Here is a 16,197-nt window from a genome sequence, read left to right as displayed (position 1 = left end):
AATCGTAGGAGGATCTGTGAAACTTTGGAAGAGGGTTCTGTGAAAACGGGGTAATCTCTCGGAGATGACCGAGACCGAGGCGGGTGCGCGGCGGACCAACCGACGCGGCCTGGCCACGCGGGAGAACATGCTGGAAGCCGCGCGCAAGGCGCTGGCCACCGGCGACCCGGGAGCGGTGTCGGCCAACCGGATCGCCAAAGAGATCGGTGCCACCTGGGGCGCGGTGAAGTACCAGTTCGGCGACATCGACGGCTTCTGGGCGGCCGTCCTGCAGCGCACCGCTGAACGCCGGGCAGGCATGCTGAGCCAGCGCGACGACGGTGCGCCGCTGCGGCAGCGCGTCGCCGGCATCATCGACCTGCTCTATGACGGTCTGACGGCCAGCGATTCGCGGGCGATCGAGAACCTGCGCGCGGCCCTACCGCGGGACCACGCCGAACTCGAGCGGCTCTACCCGAAGACTGCCGGCGAACTCTCGTCGTGGGGGCAGAGCTGGTTGCAGACCTGTCAGCAGGCCTTCGCCGACCTCGACGTGGACCCCGAGCGGGTCCGTGAAGTGGCATCCTTCATTCCCGGCGCAATGCGCGGCATCACCTCCGAGCGTCAACTCGGCACCTATACCGACCTCGATGTGGCCCGGCGGGGGCTCACGAACGCCATCGTGACCTACCTCGAAGAGTCCCGGTCACAGCGCTCTGATCACCAGTAACCGGGTTGTGACCTCACAAGGTGGGGGCATTTCCGCCGTCAACAAGTAGGCTAGGCCCGATGGTCCCGCTCTGGTTCACGCTGTCCGCACTCTGTTTCGTGGGTGCGGCCGTATTGCTGTACGTCGACATCGACCGTCGGCGTGGGTTGGGACGGCGCCGCAAGTCGTGGGCGAAGTCGCATGGCTTCGACTACGAGCACGAGTCGCACGAGATCCTCAAGCGCTGGAAGCGCGGGGTGATGTCGACCGTCGGTGACGTCACGGCCAAGAACGTCGTCCTCGGCCAGATTCGTGGCGAGGCGGTGTTCATCTTTGACATCGAAGAAGTCGCGACAGTGATAGCGCTGCACCGCAAGGTCGGCACGAACGTCGTCGTCGATCTGCGGCTCAAGGGCATCAAGGAGCCCCGGGAGAGCGACATCTGGCTGCTCGGTGCGATCGGTCCGCGGATGGTGTACTCCACCAACCTCGATGCCGCCCGTCGCGCGTGCGACCGCCGGATGGTCACGTTCGCCCACACGGCTCCCGACTGTGCCGAGATCATGTGGAACGAGCAGAACTGGACGCTCGTCAGCATGCCGGTCACGAGCACCCGTGCCCAGTGGGACGAGGGTCTGCGCACAGTGCGTCAGTTCAACGACCTGCTGCGGGTACTGCCCCCGGTTCCGCAGAACGGCGTGGCACCACAGTCCGGTCAGGGCAGCCAGGCTGCACTGGCCCGTCGCGCCAGCTCGCCCAGCCGCCCGTTGGCGCCGACCCCGGCCGGACGTCGCGAACTGCCGCCGGGCCGGGCCGATGCGGCACCCGGACGTGGCGACGTGAGCCGCTACACCCAGCCGCGGCAGGAGCCGGGCCGCCCGGATGCGATCCGTCGCACCCCGCCGCCGGCCCGCAACGGGCGCCACGCACCGCACTACCAGCGCTAGCCGGCGTAACAGAGCAGATAAGTACCCTCTAGGTCGTGCCTCGTCCCCTCGCGCTGATCACCGGACCGACCTCCGGGCTCGGCGCCGGATTCGCCCGCCGCTACGCGCGCGACGGTTATGACCTCGTCCTCGTGGCCCGTGACGCGGCACGGCTGGAACAACTCGCCGCCGAACTGCGCGACGAGGTCGGCGTAGACGTCGAAGTACTCCCCGCGGACCTGGCGTCCGCCGCGGACCGGGCCAAGGTCGCCGACTGGCTGCGTGCCGGGGTGCAGGTCTTGGTCAACAACGCCGGCTTCGGCACCTCGGGTGAATTCTGGACCGCCGACCTCGCCAAGCTCCAGGCTCAATTGGATGTCAACGTCACCGCGGTGATGGAATTGACGCATGCCGCGCTGCCGTCGATGATCGAGGCCGGGCGCGGCACCGTCATCAATGTGGCCAGCGTCGCCGGTCTGGTGCCGGGGCGCGGGTCGACCTACTCGGCGTCGAAGGCCTGGGTCGTCTCGTTCACGGAGGGGCTGGCCAACGGGCTCGGCGGTACCGGGGTCGGGGTGCATGCCCTGTGCCCGGGGTTCGTCCACACCGAGTTTCATGCCCGTGCGGGCATCGACATGGGGGGCACACCGTCGTTCCTGTGGCTGCAGGTCGAGGACGTGGTGCGCGAATGCCTGGCCGACGTGGCCGCAGGCAAAGTGGTCATCGTGCCCGGCCTGCAGTACAAGGTGCTCACCACCGGGGGCCGGATGGCTCCGCGAAACCTGGTGCGCGCCATGACAAAAGCAGTGGGAAAAGGTCGTGGGAGAACTTAGGACAGAACTGACGTGGCAGTGCGGGCGCTGATCGCGGCGGTGATGGCGGTACTTCTCGTCGTCACCGCGGGCTGCACATCCGATGAACCGGGACGCACGTACGAGGCTTCGACTGCCGCGCTCGGCAAGTCGCTCGACATCCTCGGCTGGAACCTGACGGTGTCGAATCTTCGATTCGACTCTGACCACGTGCTGGTCGACGTCGAGGGTTCGGCTGCCGGCGACGCCCACGCCAAACCCGAGGACATCCGGTTCGGTCTGTACGGTGCCCTGGCGCATCCGATCGAGGCCGACGCACTCCACGGCTGCGACGCGATGACCAACCTGGGCATCCGGCCGCTGTCCGCTTCCGCTCCTGACAAGCTCAGCGGCACAGTCTGTCTGGGGCCGCAACGCGACCAGAGCCAGGTACGCGGGGTCTACGTGTACTCGCCGCGCGAGCGCATCCCCAAGACCACCGTGGCCTACCCGGCGGCCTTCCCGGTGGGAATGCTGCCTACTGATGTCAACGACACCGGCATCACCGTCAAGACCTCCAGCGTGGACGGGTTCAGTGCCGACGGCGGGCAATTGGCACCGACGGCGATCGGTGACCCCACGGCTTTCAGCGGCAAGGGCTACATGCTGCTCGGCCTTGAAATCGCCGGTGCGGCAAAGCGTTACGCGGAGGATTCGGCGGGACGTGGCGGGCCGTTGATGGTGGTGGCCGGCCCTACGCTGCCGCCGCCGGGACTCAGTCATCTCTGCTCGGTGTACGGCTCGTCGGTGCTGCTCCTGCCGGAAGCCAGCCGTGAGGCGGTCAACGTCCGGGCTTCGCTGTGCACCCAGGGGGAGATGACGGCGGCGCTGCTCTACGCGTCGGTTTCGGTGATCGGCACGCACGCGGCCCTGTGGACCACCGGTGGCTGACGCCGTCGGCCCGACCGAGTGGGGCGTGAGCCCGGGCGTGGGCCCCTGGACGGGCGCTCTGCCCGCCGGGGATGAGGTCGCGCGTTACGATCCGGACCTGCTGCGCGACGGCGATACCCGCAATGTCGTTGATGCCTACCGGTATTGGACCCGGGAGGCGATCATCGCCGACATCGACCGGCGGCGGCATCGGCTGCACATCGCGATCGAGAACTTCGGTAACGACGCCAACATCGGTGCGGTGGTGCGCACCGCCAACGCCTTCGCGGTCGACACCGTGCATATCGTGGGCAAGCGCCGTTGGAACCGACGGGGAGCCATGGTCACCGACCGCTATCAGCGGTTGTGTCACCACGACAGCACCGCCGAACTGCTGGCGTTCGCCGCCGACGCCGGGCTGACCGTCGTCGCAGTGGACAACGTCCCCGGCGCCGTACGCCTTGAGCAGACCGAATTACCCCGCGACTGCCTGCTGATCTTCGGTCAGGAAGGCCCGGGCATCACGCCGGAGGCGCAGGGCGGGGCGGCCGTCACGGTCTCGATCGCCCAGTTCGGCTCGACCCGCAGCATCAATGCCGGTGTCGCTGCGGGAATTGCCATGCACGCGTGGATCACTCGCCACGCGGATTTTACGCAGGCCTGGTAGGGGTGGGAGCTCCGGCCACCCGGCGTTCGCCACCGTTGCGCTCCTGCCAGAGCTTGTAGACATCGACCGCGGCATCGCGCGGTTCGTAGCGCATCGGCAGGCGCCGCTCATTCCACGGCTTGGCGAACTCGTCGTAGAACGTGTTCAGCTCGAAGTACTTTCGATCGTCGACGTAATGTGGTTCGTACGCGTCCCGGGTGGTCAGGAACACGACTTCGTCCGGCGAGCAGTAGTAGAGCGATCCCAGGCACATCGGGCAGGGCTGGGCCAGGACATAGATCGTGGCACCTGTCAGGTGCTCGGTGCCGAGCTTCGTGCACGCCTTGCGGATCGCGAGGATCTCCGCGTGGGCGGTGGGATCATGGGTCTGGGCAACCAGGTTCGGGCTCTCTGCCAGGATCTCACCGTCTCTGACGATGACGGTTGCGAACGGACGGCCGCCCTCGGCGACGTTCCGGCGCGCGATGTCGATGGTGTGTTGTGCGAAGTCCATGAGACCTCCTCGATATCGGACTCGATCAAAAAGGTTTGGTGGGAAGGTATTTGCCGTCGAGCGTGATCACAGCGCGTTCTCCGCCCTCCGGATCGGCGACCTTACGCACATCGAGCTTGAAGTTGATGGCGCTGATGATGCCGTCGCCGAACTGTTCGTGAACCAACGCCTTGAGCGTCGTGCCGTAGACCTGAAGCATCTCGTAGAAGCGGTAGATCGTCGGATCGGTGGGGACGCCGCCGGGGATCGAACCGCGGGTCGGGATGGTCTGCAGCAGCATTGCCGCGTCGTCGTCGAGACCCAGTAATGCGGCAACCGCGACGGCCGACTCGGCAGGCAGCGCGTGCTGACCTAGGACGGCAGCGGTCACGAATGCCGTTGAGAGCTCGGCAGCGTCGGCGATCTGCTGCCAGGTGAGATCCTTGCGGGTCTTGGCCTCGACCGCTGCGATGGCCAGGGCCTGTCGGGCGGTCGGGTCGAACTGCGCGTGCATGGGTTCATCCCTTCGATGGGAGCCGGCCGTGGGTGACCGGCGGTGTATCAACCACCCTGCGCGCGAATTGCTATAGCGTCCAATACTTAGTTTCCATTGGAGTGATAGTTGGCATCTATGACTTGTACTGGTTGGAGTAGTGCACCGCGATCGCGCTGAACGCCCGCGCGGCGGCCGACTGATATCCCGCTGACCGGTGTAGGAGCACGACCTCGCGTGACGGTAGCGGTGGATCGGGCCGGATCGGGTGAAGGTCGGCCTGCGCCTGCGTGATCGCGTCCGGCAATACCGTGGCGAGCGTGCCGAGGCGCACGAACTCGATCAGCGCGCTGATGGAGTTCGCCTCGATCGCGATGTGGGGCTTCACGTTCTGGGCGGCGAAGAACTCGTCGATGTAGTTGCGTGTCGCAAAGTCTCGGCTGAGCAACGCCAACGGTTGGGTGGGCAGGTCCGCGATCGCGAACGTCGTGGCGCGCGGGTGGAGGGGATGAGCGGCGCCCACGACCAGGCTGAGGGTCTCGGTGAAGAGCGCCGATGTGGCCACACCCGCGGCGTGGTTGCCGGCGAAGGCGATGCCCAGGTCGATACGGTCGGCGATCAGGTCGGCTTCGATCAGGTCCTGAGTGGTCTCGATGACGGTGAGGGTGACGCCGGGATGCTCGGCATGGAACTGGCGCACGAGCGGACCGATGAGATAAGCGGTGATGGTCGGTGTCATCGCGATCCGCAGGTGGCCCCTGCTCAGGTCGTGGACATCGTGGACCGCCCGCTCGGCGGCGTCCAGATCCTGCAGGGCCAGTCGTCCGTGCTGGGCGTAGGCCTCGCCGGCATCGGTGAGCCGGACGGTGCGTCCCGAGCGGTCGAGCAGGGGGACTCCCACTTCCCGTTCGAGCTGCTTGATCTGCTGCGACAAGGTGGGTTGCGACACGTGCAGGGCCTCGGCGGCGCGGGTGAAGTTGCCGTGGTCGGCGACGGCCAGTAGGTACCGGAGGTGACGCAACTCCATCGGCCCAATGTATAGGTGACGTCTATTGCCGCGATGAGAAATGCGTCTTGGACACTATGGCTCCCACGAGGCAGGTTGGAACCATGCCTGATTCCCCTCGCATCTTCAGCGGTGCCGCGGCCGCGCTTGCCGTGATCGCCGCGACCGCCGCAGGCTGCGCCACTCCTGACATCGCGACCGTCGCCACCACGGTGGCGCCCGTGCCCGGCAGCGACCTGCTCACTGCGGCAACGAACAACGACGCAGCTCGGGTGCACGAGCTGATCGGGCGCGGTGCCGACCTCGAGGTGCGCGACGAACGCGGACGCACCCCGCTCGTCGCGGCCACCAAGAATGGCGCCACTGATGCTGCGCGGGCACTGATCGAGGCCGGCGCCGACGTGAACGCGAAAGACGATCTACAGGATTCGGCGTATCTGTACGCCGGAGCCGAAGGTCTCGACGACATCCTCGACCTGACGTTGTCTCACGGTGCCGACGTGCGCAGCGTCAACCGCTACGGCGGGACCGCGCTGATTCCCGCGAGTGAACACGGCCATGTGAGCACGGTGCAACGACTGATCGCCGCCGGTGTCGACGTGAACCATGTCAACAAGCCGCAATGGACAGCGATGCACGAGGCCATCGTGTACGGCGACGGGTCCGTCAAGTACCAGCAGGTGGTCCGCGCGCTGCTGGACGCCGGGGCCGATCAGTCGATTCGAGACGGCTCTGGGCACCGCGCTTGACAACGCCGAGCGACTCGGCCAGCTTCAGGTCGCCGCCATCCTGCGCTCACGATGAAAACCCAAGAAACGGAGCACTTTCAGAATGACCGTCCGCAATGTACTGATCTTGTTGGCCCGCGTGGGGCTCGGTGCCATCTTCGTGGCCCACGGGTGGCAGAAGTTCGTCACCAACGGGATCGCCGCGACCCAGCAGGGTTTCGCGGCCATGGGCGCCCCGGCCCCTGAGCTGTCGGCAGTGGTTGCCGCCACCATCGAATTGGCGGGTGGCATCGGGTTGATCATCGGCCTGGCCACACCGGTCTGGGCGGCCCTGCTGTTCGCCACCATGGTCGGCGCGTTCCTGATCGCACACACGGGCCACGGGCTGTTCGTCGCCAAGGGCGGATTCGAGCTGGTGCTCGCCCTGGCAGCCCCGATGCTGCTGCTAATCGTCACCGGTGCCGGCCGATTCAGTGTCGACGGCCTGCTCGGTACCCGATTGCCGTGGAACCGAGGCATTTTCGCGAACCCGCAACCGCTCACTTCGGAGCCGTCATGACCGGCCCGGCGCTCGACGCGCTCGTCGACGTCACACTGCCCGACGGCCGTCGGGTCGATATCACGCTGCGAGACGGACGAATCGAGGCGATCGTCGATCGAGGACAACCCGATTCGACACCGGCGCGATCCGGTCGGCACGTCGTCGACTGCGGCGGCGCCCTGGTGATGCCCGCATTCGTCGACGGGCACTGCCATCTGGACAAGACCTTCTGGGGAGCGCCGTGGCAGCCGCACGTCGCATCGGGGTCGTTGCGGGAACGCATTGCCAACGAACGTGAACTGCGCGCCCGGATCGGGGTGCCCGTGACCGCCCGCGCGACCGCGTTGGCCGAGCACATGGTGTCGCTGGGTACCGGGCACGTCCGATCGCACGTCGACATCGATCCCGATGCGAAGCTCGACGGGCTGCATCAGCTGCTCGAAGTCCGTGAATCGTTGCGAGACAAGCTGAGTATCCAACTGGTGGCGTTTCCGCAGAGCGGTGTCGTCACCGCCCCCGGTGTGCCCGACCTGCTCGACGCGGCCTTGTCCGAGGGGGCCGATCTGATCGGCGGTCTCGATCCCGCCGGGTTCGACGGCGATGTCGACGGCCAACTCGACGTGGTGTTCGGTTTGGCCGAACGGCACGGGGCAGGTATCGACATCCACCTCCACGATGGCGGCGAACTCGGCACCCGACAACTCCACGCGATTGCCGAGCGGACGAAAACCCTTGGGCTCGGCGGCATAGTGACGGTCAGTCACGCATATTGCCTGGGCCAGGTCGACGAGGCCGCCGTCGACCGGACCGCGACGGCGCTGGCCACCGCCGGGGTATCGCTGATGACGAACGGTCCGGCCGGGACCATGCCACCAGTCCTACGGCTGCGTGACCACGGCGTAGTGGTATTCGCCGGGTCGGACAACATCCGTGACGCGTGGTGGTCGTACGGCACCGGCGACATGCTCGAACGAGCCACGATTATCGGTCTGGAAGGCGGCCTGATGACCGACGGCGAACTCGAGTACGCGGCGTCACTGGTCACCGACTCGGCGGCCGGCGCACTCGGGCTCGCTGATTACGGCGTACAAGCCGGCAGCCGAGCTGACCTGGTCGTGATCGCCGCGGCAAACCCGGCCGAGGCGGTGGCCGGTCATCCCGAGCGGCTGCTGGTCCTGCACGATGGCCGGGTGGTGCGCTCGGCGGACCACCCATCCTGACCTGACGCAGGCCCGGAAACTGCTCGACATGCCGACAATTCGAAGGCCGGGTAAGGCAGGATCGTCAACATGGATCAGCTATGGGCTAACCGTGCGGCCAGCGCCGAAGCTGCGATCACCCAGCGACACCTGACGAAGCTCTGGGGTCTGCCGGGTACCCAACTCGGAGTGGTGGCCTGGCCGGCGACCAAGAAGTACCGAAAGTTCGGAACCTGGCACTACTGGTGGCAGGCGCATCTGCTGGACACCCTGGTCGACGCGCAGGTGCGGGATCCGCAGCCCGAGCGGAAAACCCGTATCGAGCGGCAGATCCGGGGACACTGGATGCGCAACAACCTGTCCTGGACCAACAGTTACTACGACGACATGGCCTGGCTGGCATTGGCCCTGGAGCGGGCCGGTCGCCTGGTCGGGGTGGAAAAAGCCCATGCGCTCAGGAAGCTGTGCGCGCAGTTCGTCGATGCCTGGGTGCCCGAGGACGGCGGCGGCATCCCATGGCGCAAGCAGGACCAGTTCTTCAACGCCCCGGCCAATGGCCCGGCGGGTATCTTCCTGGCGCGTTATGACGACCGCCTGCGCCGGGCCCAGCAGATGGCGGACTGGATCGACGACACCCTGATCGATCCGGAGACCCACCTGGTGTTCGACGGCATCAAGGCCGGCTCGATGGTGCGCGCGCAGTACACCTACTGCCAGGGCGTGGTGCTCGGCCTGGAGGTCGAACTGGCGGTGCGGACCGGCGACACCCGGCACGCCGAGCGGGTCCGTCGTCTGGTGACGGCGGTGGACAAGGAAATGGCCACCGACGGTGTCATCAAAGGCGCCGGCGGGGGCGACGGTGGGTTGTTCAACAGCATCCTGGCGCGGTACCTGGCGCTGGTGGCCACCATGTTGCCGGGGGACGATGCGCAAGATCAGTCCGCGCGCGATACGTCCCGGTCGCTCGTGCTCAAGTCCGCACAGGCGGCATGGGACAATCGCCAGAACGTCGACGGGCTCCCGTTGTTCGGACCGTTCTGGGACCGCACCGCTGAGGTGCCCGGGGCCGAAGGTCAGGAAGCGCAGTTTGTCGACGGCGCGGTGAACGCGTCGGCGATCCCGGAACGTGATCTGTCAGTTCAGGTTTCGGGGTGGATGTTGATGGAAGCAGCGCACACCCTGTCCGAGTAGTCTCGCTCATCGAGATCTGCGCGCCATCGGGCAATTTGTCAGACAACAATGGTGTGCGCACAGTGAAGTAGGTGAGTTGTAGATGGAACGGGTCGCACGGACCTCCATAGTCGACGTCGTCGTCGACAGATTGCGCGACGAGATTCGCAAGGGCAGTTGGCCGGTCGGGAGCAAGATCCCTACCGAGGCGAAACTTGTTGAGGCACTGGGGGTGAGCCGCCCATCGGTCCGCGAGGCGGTGCGGTCGCTCGTCCAGCTCGGCTTGCTCGAATCGCGACAGGGCGACGGCACCTACGTGGTCGCCGAGGACGAGACGACAGTTGCGCTGCAGCGCCTGGTCGATACCGGGGATCGCGACGAGGTGCAGTTGGTGCGTCATACGCTCGAAGTACTGGCCGCGCGTGAAGCGGCGACCAACCGCTCGGCGGCCGATATCGATGCGCTGCGCGTCGCCCTTCAGGGACGTCGGTCTGCGAAGGCCGCCGCCGACCTGGACGCATTCATCGACCACGACGTCGCCTTCCACATCGGGGTGGCCCGCGCGTCGCACAACACGCTGCTGCTCGATTTCTACAGCTCTTTCGAAAATGCCATGCGCGACCCGGCCCACGGCGCGTTCTGCATGAGCACTCCTGAGGACACGTACCGGGATTTCCACAACGATCTGTTTCAGGCGATCCAACGAGGCGACCACAGTGCGGCGACCCGCGCTGCGATCTACGGCCTCGACGTGCACGAACGCCATCTGCATGCAGTCGGTAGCTGACTTGCCATCGGGACCAGTGCCCCGAAACTGAGCATGTGCCCAGCCCGGGCTACGTTTGTCATCGTGAGAGACGTGCTCGCCGATGCACTGTCGGTCTGGCGTGCCGGTGGCACCGTGGGCCTCGCGACGGTGGTGCGCACGTTCCGTTCCGCACCGCGGCCTGCCGGGGCGTCGATGGTGGTGGCCCCCGACGGCACGGTGACCGGCTCGGTATCCGGTGGCTGCGTCGAAGGTGCGGTGTACGAACTCGCCGGTGAGGTCGTTGCCGAGGGCATCCCGGTGCTGCAGCGTTACGGAGTCAGTGACGATGACGCCTTCGCCGTGGGACTGACCTGCGGCGGCATCCTCGACGTGTTCGTCGAGCCGGTGTCGAAGCGGACATTCCCAGAACTGGAAGCGCTGGTCGACGACATCGAGGCCCATCGACCTGTCGCGACCGCGACGGTCATCGCACATCCCGATCCGGCATGGCTGGGCCGCCGACTGGTCATCCGCACCGGCGAGGTCACCGGCACACTCGGCTCGACCCGTGCGGACAGCGCGATCACCGACGATGCGCGCGGTCTGCTCGACACCGGCCGCAGCGCGGTGCTGACGTTCGGCCCCGACGGCGAGCGCCGCGGCGAGGGCATGGAGGTGTTCGTCGCGAGCTTCGCGCCGCCGCCGAGAATGCTGGTTTTCGGTGCCATCGACTTCGCGGCGGCCGTGGCCTGCCAGGGGTCACTGCTGGGCTACCACGTCACGGTGTGCGACGCGCGCCCCGTCTTCGCCACCGCGGCCCGGTTCCCGACCGCAGACGAGGTCGTCGTCGACTGGCCCAACCGGTACCTGGCCGCGCAGGCCGCCGCCGGCGCGATCGACGGCCGCACGGTCATCTGCCTGCTCACGCACGATCCGAAGTTCGACGTGCCGCTGCTCGAAGTGGCGTTGCGACTGCCTGAGATCGGCTACATCGGTGCGATGGGCTCGCGGCGCACCCACGACGACCGGATGGCCCGACTGCGCGAAGTCGGCCTGACCGGCGAAGAGCTCGCGAGATTGTCGAGTCCTATCGGACTGGACCTGGGCGCCAGGACGCCCGAAGAGACCGCGGTGTCGATCGCGGCCGAGATCATCGCCCAACGCTGGGGCGGCACCGGCACACCACTGGCGGACACTGGTGGCCGTATTCATCACGAACACAACGAACCGAGTGAATTGAGGAGTGGTCAGTGACACGAGCCAAGATCGATTTCCCGAGCCGGATCGGTGTGTGGTGGGCCAGCGACACCTGGTCGATGCCGGACGCGCAGCAGGTTGCGCGGGACATCGAAGCTCTCGGCTTCGGCTCGTTGTTCCTTCCGGAGGTGGTCGGCAAGGAAGCTCTCACCCAGTCGGCGGCGTTCCTGGCTGCCACCGAACGACTCGTGGTGGGCACCGGCATCGCGAACATTCACGTCCGGGTGCCGTCAGCCGCCGAATCGGGGGCACGCACCCTCACAGCGCTCTACCCGGGCCGGTTCGTGCTCGGCCTGGGCGTCAGCCACGGACCTCTCGTCGAGCACGGACTGGGTGGCACTTACGCCAAGCCCCTGGCCACCATGCGCACCTACCTGGAGCGGATGGCCGCGGTGCCCGAGCAGATCGAACCGGGCGTCGGGCGCCCGCCCCGACTGCTGGCCGCACTCGGCCCGAAGATGATCGAGCTGTCCGGCACCCACGCCGACGGCGCACATCCCTACCTGGTCACGCCCGATCACACCGCGACGACGCGCGAGCTCCTCGGTCCGGACCGCTGGGTGGTGTCCGAGCAGGCCGTCGCGATCGGGGGTGACGACGCCGACCAGCTGGCTCGGGCGCACAAGCACCTTGAGGTCTACAGCGGGCTGCCCAACTACCGAAACTCGTGGCTGCGGCAGGGTTTCGACGAATCCGACCTGGTGCGGGGCGGCTCGGACCGGCTGGCGCGCGGACTCGTCGGCATGGGTTCGGCGGATCAGGCGGCGGCGGTGATCACGGCCCACCTGGATGCCGGCGCCGACCACGTCGTCGTTCAGGCACTGGGGGAGAACCCGACGGCCGATCCGCGTCCGGCCCTTCGTGAACTGGCCGCCGCGTTGGGCTTCGGTTAGGGGTTCGGCTGAACCTGCTCGGTGCCCTTCTTGGCGGCCCGGCGGCGCTTGAACCACTCGTAGAACATCGGCGCCACCGAGGCCACGACGATCAGGATGAAGATCGGCTCGAGCAGCTTCTGGATGATCTCGAACTGGCCCAGCCAGTAGCCGAGCAGGACGAGGCCGACACCCCACACGATTGCGCCCAGCACGTTGAACGTGGTGAACACCGAATAACGCATCTTGGCGGCGCCGGCGACGATCGGCGCCAGGGTGCGCACGATCGGCACGAACCGGGCGATGACGATTGCGAACGGGCCGCGCTGCTCGAAGAACGCGTGGGCCTCGTCGAGGTACTTCTGCTTGAGGATCCGGGCGTCGGGTTTGAACATCTCGACGCCGATGAACCGGCCGATCAGGTAGCCCGCCTGGCCGCCGAGGATGGCTGCCAGCGGGATGAACACCAGTAGCTGCCAGAGTGCGAAGTTGGCGTCCACTGCCGTTCCCTGGGCGGCGGTGCCCGCGGCGAGCATGCCCGCGACGAACAACAACGAGTCGCCGGGAAGGACCGGGAACAGCACCCCGGACTCGACGAAGACGACGACGAGGATGCCCACCAGGGCCCAGGTGCCGAAGGATCCGATGAGGTGCAGTGGATCCATGAAATCCGGCATGAGCGCCAGATTGGTCGTAGCCTCAGGGAGGGCGATGTCGATCACGACTCCCTAGGGTACCTGGGCCCCACCACCGGTCTTCACCTGCGATAACCCGCGTCCAGATGGAAGGACAAGTCAATGCCGATCGCCACGCCTGAGGTCTACGCCGAGATGCTGGCTCGGGCCAAGGAGCATTCCTTCGCCTTCCCGGCCATCAACTGCACATCGTCGGAGACGATCAACGCCGCCATCAAGGGTTTCGCCGATGCGGGCAGTGACGGCATCATCCAGTTCTCGACCGGAGGCGCGGAGTTCGCTTCGGGGCTCGGCGTCAAGGACATGGTGACCGGGGCCGTCGCACTGGCCGAGTTCGTCCATGTGATCGCCGAGAAGTACCCGATCACCGTCGCCCTGCACACCGACCACTGTCCGAAGGACAAGCTCGACACCTATGTGCGGCCGCTGCTGGCCATCTCCGCCGAGCGGGTCGCCGCCGGCCGCAATCCGTTGTTCCAGTCGCACATGTGGGACGGCTCGGCCGTCCCCATCGACGAGAACCTGACCATCGCGCAGGAGCTCTTGAAGCTCGCCGCGGCGGCCAAGATCGTCCTCGAGGTCGAGATCGGTGTGGTCGGCGGCGAAGAAGACGGTGTCGAGGCCGAGATCAACGAGAAGCTCTACACCTCCTCGGAGGACTTCGAGAAGACCATCGACGCGCTGGGCGCCGGCGAGCACGGTGCCTACCTGTTGGCGGCCACGTTCGGAAACGTGCACGGCGTCTACAAGCCCGGCAATGTGGTGCTCAAGCCCGAGGTGCTTGCCGAGGGGCAGCGGGTGGCCGCCGCCAAGCTCGGATTGTCAGGTGACGCAAAGCCTTTCGACTTCGTCTTCCACGGCGGGTCGGGTTCGCTGAAGTCCGAGATCGAAGATTCCCTCAAGTACGGCGTGGTGAAGATGAACGTCGACACCGACACGCAGTACGCCTTCACCCGTCCGCTCGCCGCGCACATGTTCACCAATTACGACGGGGTGCTCAAGATCGACGGCGAGGTGGGGAACAAGAAGGTCTACGACCCGCGCAGCTACCTGAAGAAGGCCGAGGCGTCGATGAGCGAGCGTGTCATCGAGGCCTGCAACGACCTGCACAGCGCCGGGCGCAGCGTCACCGCCGGTTAGGCGGCCGGTCGGCCGTACCCGAGGATCCCCGCGATCTCGGCGTCATCGAGGGTGTGCACACGGATACCGCCCTCCTCGTTGCCGCCGACCGTGGTGATCGCGTTGCCGTCCACGGTCACAACAAAATTGGTGTGCAACCCGAGCGGGCTACCGTCGGCGTACATCACCACGTCGCCGGTCTGGGGCCGGTATCCGCGCGGTTCGGCGAACCGGCCTGCGGCCTGGAAATACTCCTGCAGCGTGTACACGCCCGGGATCCGCCAGCTCCCCGAGTTGGGATTGGACAGCGGCCGGCCCGCCTCGTTGAGCACCCAGCTGACGAAGTCCGCGCACCACGGCTCCTCGACACCTTCGGAGAAGTGGCTGCCGCCGGGTTGGGCTTCGTACTGCGCCTGCAGCACGTCGACGATGCGTGCCTGGCCCGGATCGAGTGCGGTGCGGTCGATCTGAGGAAAGGCGACGGGTTTGCCCGGCAGCAGGTCGATCGCTCCGGGATGGCGGACCAGTAGCGTGGCCAGGCCGACCACGATGACCGCGCCGAACGCGCACAGGGTCAACCAGAGCTTGGGTCCGCGCAGGGTCACCGGACCAGATTAACCGGTAGGCGCCTGGCAGATCTTCCACTGATTGTCGCGGAACTGGAGGTCGAAGCTGCGCGTGGACCGGGTTTGCGGGGCAAATGCCATGAAGCTCGTGACGTTGGCCTCGGCGTGGTCGCCGTTGACGACCACCTGGTCGATGCTGGCCACGACGGGGTACTGCTTGGCGGCCGCCACCCGGGAGTGTGTTTCGTCCCAGGCTTTCTGGTCGTATTTGACGTAGTTGTCGCTGGTGGTGCCGCAGGTCATCGATCGCAGGGCGGCCAGGTCGCCCCGCTGGATGGCCGAGTCGAAGTCCTGGATCGTGGTGCGGACGTCGTCTTCCTGGGAGGCCGCCGACGACGATTTGCGGGTCAGCAGGACGGTGCCGAGCACGGCGATCGCCACCAGGGCCGCGATCACCAGGACGACCGCCACCACCCATCCCCAGCTGCGGCGGGTCGTGGTCTGCGGAGCTTGCTCCTGCTCTTCGCGCGGCGGGATGACCTTCGGGGCAGCACCTTTCGGCACCTCGGCCGCGACGGTGTCACCATCGGCCGGTGCGAACACCTCGGTCTCCGGGTCGGGCGGGGTGTCGATCTTCTGGGTGGAACTGTCGAAGCCGGACGGCGCGGTGAAGCGTCGTTCCTCTCCGAGGTGTACCTCCCCGGTGACTTCGTCGGCCGAGCTGAAGATCTCGGTGGCCGGTTCGGACAGGGCGGACAGTTCGGCCGTGGAAGGTAGCTCGACCTTCTCGGTCGGTGTGTCGCTCTGGTCGGTGCGGTCTTCGCCAGGTCCCGTTGGGTTCGACATCCCTGCTGCGGTCCTCCCGTACGTCGCTACCGGTGGAGCTTATCGGTCGGTGCACAATAGGCCCATGACACGGATGGGTGATTTGTTGGGGCCGGATCCGGTCCTCCTTCCCGGGGACCCTGAGGCCGAGGACGAATTGGCTGCGGGTGAAAAGGCTGCCGTGGTGGCCGCCGCCCACCCGTCGGCGTCGATCGCGTGGGCGGTGCTGGCGGAGAAGGCCCTCGCCGACGACAAGGCTGTCACGGCGTACGCGTATGCCCGCACGGGCTATCACCGTGGGCTGGATCAGTTGCGGCGCAACGGCTGGAAGGGTTTCGGCCCGGTGCCGTTCGCCCATGAGCCGAACCAGGGGTTCCTGCGGTGTGTGGCCGCGCTGGCCCGCGCCGCCGACGACATCGGCGAGACCGACGAGTTCCAGCGGTGCATCGATCTGCTCGACGACTGTGATCCGTCGGCGCGGGCCGACCTCGGCCTGGCCTGACG

The 16,197-nt window shown here is 66.8% G+C and carries 20 protein-coding genes; 14 read left to right on the top strand and 6 right to left on the bottom strand.

Going from position 1 to position 16,197, the window contains the following annotated elements; genetic code table 11:
- Nucleotides 1–64: 64 nt before the first annotated feature.
- The 5 genes from AC4LGL_RS00785 to AC4LGL_RS00765 are packed head-to-tail and all read left to right on the top strand — an operon-like array spanning nt 65 to nt 4,002.
- Nucleotides 65–709 carry a TetR/AcrR family transcriptional regulator gene (locus AC4LGL_RS00785; RefSeq protein ID WP_491837182.1) on the top strand — a complete coding sequence of 215 codons (645 nt, stop codon included), beginning with the start codon at nt 65–67 and terminating at the stop codon, nt 707–709.
- 59 nt (nt 710–768) lie between these two features.
- Complete coding sequence (gene ttfA, locus AC4LGL_RS00780) at nt 769–1,635, top strand: trehalose monomycolate transport factor TtfA (RefSeq protein WP_055110682.1); 867 nt, start codon at nt 769–771, stop codon at nt 1,633–1,635.
- A 35-nt stretch (nt 1,636–1,670) separates the two neighbouring features.
- The gene (locus AC4LGL_RS00775; protein ID WP_491837181.1) at nt 1,671–2,447 is read left to right on the top strand and encodes an SDR family NAD(P)-dependent oxidoreductase; all 777 of its coding nucleotides are present in this window, start codon (nt 1,671–1,673) and stop codon (nt 2,445–2,447) included.
- A gap of 18 nt (nt 2,448–2,465) precedes the next feature.
- Nucleotides 2,466–3,356, top strand: coding sequence for a hypothetical protein (locus AC4LGL_RS00770; RefSeq protein ID WP_491837218.1), 891 nt, complete (start codon nt 2,466–2,468; stop codon nt 3,354–3,356).
- On the top strand, nt 3,349–4,002 hold the full coding sequence (locus tag AC4LGL_RS00765) for a TrmH family RNA methyltransferase (protein ID WP_491837180.1): 654 nt from the start codon (nt 3,349–3,351) through the stop codon (nt 4,000–4,002). Before AC4LGL_RS00770 ends, AC4LGL_RS00765 begins: the two co-directional genes overlap by 8 nt.
- Here the strand turns inward: AC4LGL_RS00765 and AC4LGL_RS00760 are convergent.
- The 3 genes from AC4LGL_RS00760 to cynR all read right to left on the bottom strand — a co-directional run bounded on the left by AC4LGL_RS00760 (nt 3,986) and on the right by cynR (nt 5,994).
- Nucleotides 3,986–4,495, bottom strand: coding sequence for a nucleoside deaminase (locus tag AC4LGL_RS00760; RefSeq protein ID WP_491837179.1), 510 nt, complete (start codon nt 4,493–4,495; stop codon nt 3,986–3,988). The two genes, AC4LGL_RS00765 and AC4LGL_RS00760, sit on opposite strands and share 17 nt — an antisense overlap.
- Before the next feature lie 25 nt (nt 4,496–4,520).
- Complete coding sequence (gene cynS / locus AC4LGL_RS00755; RefSeq protein ID WP_491837178.1) at nt 4,521–4,988, bottom strand: cyanase; 468 nt, start codon at nt 4,986–4,988, stop codon at nt 4,521–4,523.
- A gap of 115 nt (nt 4,989–5,103) precedes the next feature.
- Nucleotides 5,104–5,994, bottom strand: a complete 891-nt coding sequence (gene cynR / locus AC4LGL_RS00750; RefSeq protein WP_491837177.1) for a transcriptional regulator CynR — start codon at nt 5,992–5,994, stop codon at nt 5,104–5,106.
- 83 nt (nt 5,995–6,077) lie between these two features.
- Between cynR and AC4LGL_RS00745 the strand changes: the two genes are divergently transcribed.
- The 7 genes from AC4LGL_RS00745 (at nt 6,078) to AC4LGL_RS00715 (ending at nt 12,509) form a co-directional block, all read left to right on the top strand.
- Nucleotides 6,078–6,722, top strand: a complete 645-nt coding sequence (locus tag AC4LGL_RS00745; RefSeq protein WP_491837176.1) for an ankyrin repeat domain-containing protein — start codon at nt 6,078–6,080, stop codon at nt 6,720–6,722.
- 82 nt (nt 6,723–6,804) lie between these two features.
- Nucleotides 6,805–7,260: a DoxX family protein gene (locus AC4LGL_RS00740; RefSeq protein ID WP_491837175.1), complete on the top strand. Its 456-nt coding sequence runs from the start codon at nt 6,805–6,807 to the stop codon at nt 7,258–7,260.
- Nucleotides 7,257–8,462, top strand: a complete 1,206-nt coding sequence (locus AC4LGL_RS00735) for an amidohydrolase family protein (RefSeq protein WP_491837174.1) — start codon at nt 7,257–7,259, stop codon at nt 8,460–8,462. The genes AC4LGL_RS00740 and AC4LGL_RS00735 overlap by 4 nt, the downstream gene beginning before the upstream one ends.
- Before the next feature lie 69 nt (nt 8,463–8,531).
- Nucleotides 8,532–9,632 carry a glycoside hydrolase family 76 protein gene (locus AC4LGL_RS00730; RefSeq protein WP_491837173.1) on the top strand — a complete coding sequence of 367 codons (1,101 nt, stop codon included), beginning with the start codon at nt 8,532–8,534 and terminating at the stop codon, nt 9,630–9,632.
- Between the two features lie 82 nt (nt 9,633–9,714).
- A complete protein-coding gene (locus AC4LGL_RS00725; RefSeq protein ID WP_491837172.1) occupies nt 9,715–10,398 on the top strand; it encodes a FadR/GntR family transcriptional regulator in 684 nt (227 codons plus the stop codon).
- A 63-nt stretch (nt 10,399–10,461) separates the two neighbouring features.
- Nucleotides 10,462–11,613 carry an XdhC family protein gene (locus AC4LGL_RS00720; RefSeq protein ID WP_491837171.1) on the top strand — a complete coding sequence of 384 codons (1,152 nt, stop codon included), beginning with the start codon at nt 10,462–10,464 and terminating at the stop codon, nt 11,611–11,613.
- Nucleotides 11,610–12,509: an LLM class F420-dependent oxidoreductase gene (locus AC4LGL_RS00715; RefSeq protein ID WP_491837170.1), complete on the top strand. Its 900-nt coding sequence runs from the start codon at nt 11,610–11,612 to the stop codon at nt 12,507–12,509. Before AC4LGL_RS00720 ends, AC4LGL_RS00715 begins: the two co-directional genes overlap by 4 nt.
- On the opposite strand, the gene AC4LGL_RS00710 is transcribed toward AC4LGL_RS00715, so the two are convergent.
- Nucleotides 12,506–13,210, bottom strand: a complete 705-nt coding sequence (locus tag AC4LGL_RS00710; protein WP_491837169.1) for a DedA family protein — start codon at nt 13,208–13,210, stop codon at nt 12,506–12,508. The two genes, AC4LGL_RS00715 and AC4LGL_RS00710, sit on opposite strands and share 4 nt — an antisense overlap.
- A 75-nt stretch (nt 13,211–13,285) precedes the next feature.
- On the opposite strand from AC4LGL_RS00710, the gene fbaA reads away from it, so the two are divergent.
- Nucleotides 13,286–14,323, top strand: coding sequence for a class II fructose-bisphosphate aldolase (gene fbaA, locus AC4LGL_RS00705; protein WP_491837168.1), 1,038 nt, complete (start codon nt 13,286–13,288; stop codon nt 14,321–14,323).
- Here the strand turns inward: fbaA and AC4LGL_RS00700 are convergent.
- Nucleotides 14,320–14,907: a CHAP domain-containing protein gene (locus tag AC4LGL_RS00700; RefSeq protein WP_491837167.1), complete on the bottom strand. Its 588-nt coding sequence runs from the start codon at nt 14,905–14,907 to the stop codon at nt 14,320–14,322. The genes fbaA and AC4LGL_RS00700 overlap by 4 nt on opposite strands.
- Nucleotides 14,908–14,916: 9 nt before the next feature.
- Nucleotides 14,917–15,714, bottom strand: a complete 798-nt coding sequence (locus tag AC4LGL_RS00695; protein ID WP_491837166.1) for an Rv0361 family membrane protein — start codon at nt 15,712–15,714, stop codon at nt 14,917–14,919.
- Between the two features lie 64 nt (nt 15,715–15,778).
- Here AC4LGL_RS00695 and AC4LGL_RS00690 point away from each other — a divergent pair, with 64 nt between their 5' ends.
- Entirely contained in the window at nt 15,779–16,195 is a 417-nt protein-coding gene (locus AC4LGL_RS00690; RefSeq protein ID WP_491837165.1) for a DUF3151 domain-containing protein, read from the top strand.
- Nucleotides 16,196–16,197: the final 2 nt, after the last annotated feature.

Source organism: Mycolicibacterium arcueilense, from assembly GCF_058536225.1.
Note: the sequence above shows the minus strand (reverse complement) of the source record. Positions and strands in the feature narration are given on the sequence as shown.

What these genes read in the sequence shown, in the direction of transcription:
- AC4LGL_RS00785 (WP_491837182.1), top strand. Translation starts at nt 65, where the DNA reads ATGACCGAGACCGAGGCGGGTGCGCGGCGGACCAACCGACGCGGCCTG.
- ttfA (WP_055110682.1), top strand. Translation starts at nt 769, where the DNA reads ATGGTCCCGCTCTGGTTCACGCTGTCCGCACTCTGTTTCGTGGGTGCG.
- AC4LGL_RS00760 (WP_491837179.1), bottom strand. Translation starts at nt 4,495, where the DNA reads ATGGACTTCGCACAACACACCATCGACATCGCGCGCCGGAACGTCGCC.
- cynS (WP_491837178.1), bottom strand. Translation starts at nt 4,988, where the DNA reads ATGCACGCGCAGTTCGACCCGACCGCCCGACAGGCCCTGGCCATCGCA.
- cynR (WP_491837177.1), bottom strand. Translation starts at nt 5,994, where the DNA reads ATGGAGTTGCGTCACCTCCGGTACCTACTGGCCGTCGCCGACCACGGC.
- AC4LGL_RS00745 (WP_491837176.1), top strand. Translation starts at nt 6,078, where the DNA reads ATGCCTGATTCCCCTCGCATCTTCAGCGGTGCCGCGGCCGCGCTTGCC.
- AC4LGL_RS00740 (WP_491837175.1), top strand. Translation starts at nt 6,805, where the DNA reads ATGACCGTCCGCAATGTACTGATCTTGTTGGCCCGCGTGGGGCTCGGT.
- AC4LGL_RS00735 (WP_491837174.1), top strand. Translation starts at nt 7,257, where the DNA reads ATGACCGGCCCGGCGCTCGACGCGCTCGTCGACGTCACACTGCCCGAC.
- AC4LGL_RS00730 (WP_491837173.1), top strand. Translation starts at nt 8,532, where the DNA reads ATGGATCAGCTATGGGCTAACCGTGCGGCCAGCGCCGAAGCTGCGATC.
- AC4LGL_RS00725 (WP_491837172.1), top strand. Translation starts at nt 9,715, where the DNA reads ATGGAACGGGTCGCACGGACCTCCATAGTCGACGTCGTCGTCGACAGA.
- fbaA (WP_491837168.1), top strand. Translation starts at nt 13,286, where the DNA reads ATGCCGATCGCCACGCCTGAGGTCTACGCCGAGATGCTGGCTCGGGCC.
- AC4LGL_RS00695 (WP_491837166.1), bottom strand. Translation starts at nt 15,714, where the DNA reads ATGTCGAACCCAACGGGACCTGGCGAAGACCGCACCGACCAGAGCGAC.
- AC4LGL_RS00690 (WP_491837165.1), top strand. Translation starts at nt 15,779, where the DNA reads ATGACACGGATGGGTGATTTGTTGGGGCCGGATCCGGTCCTCCTTCCC.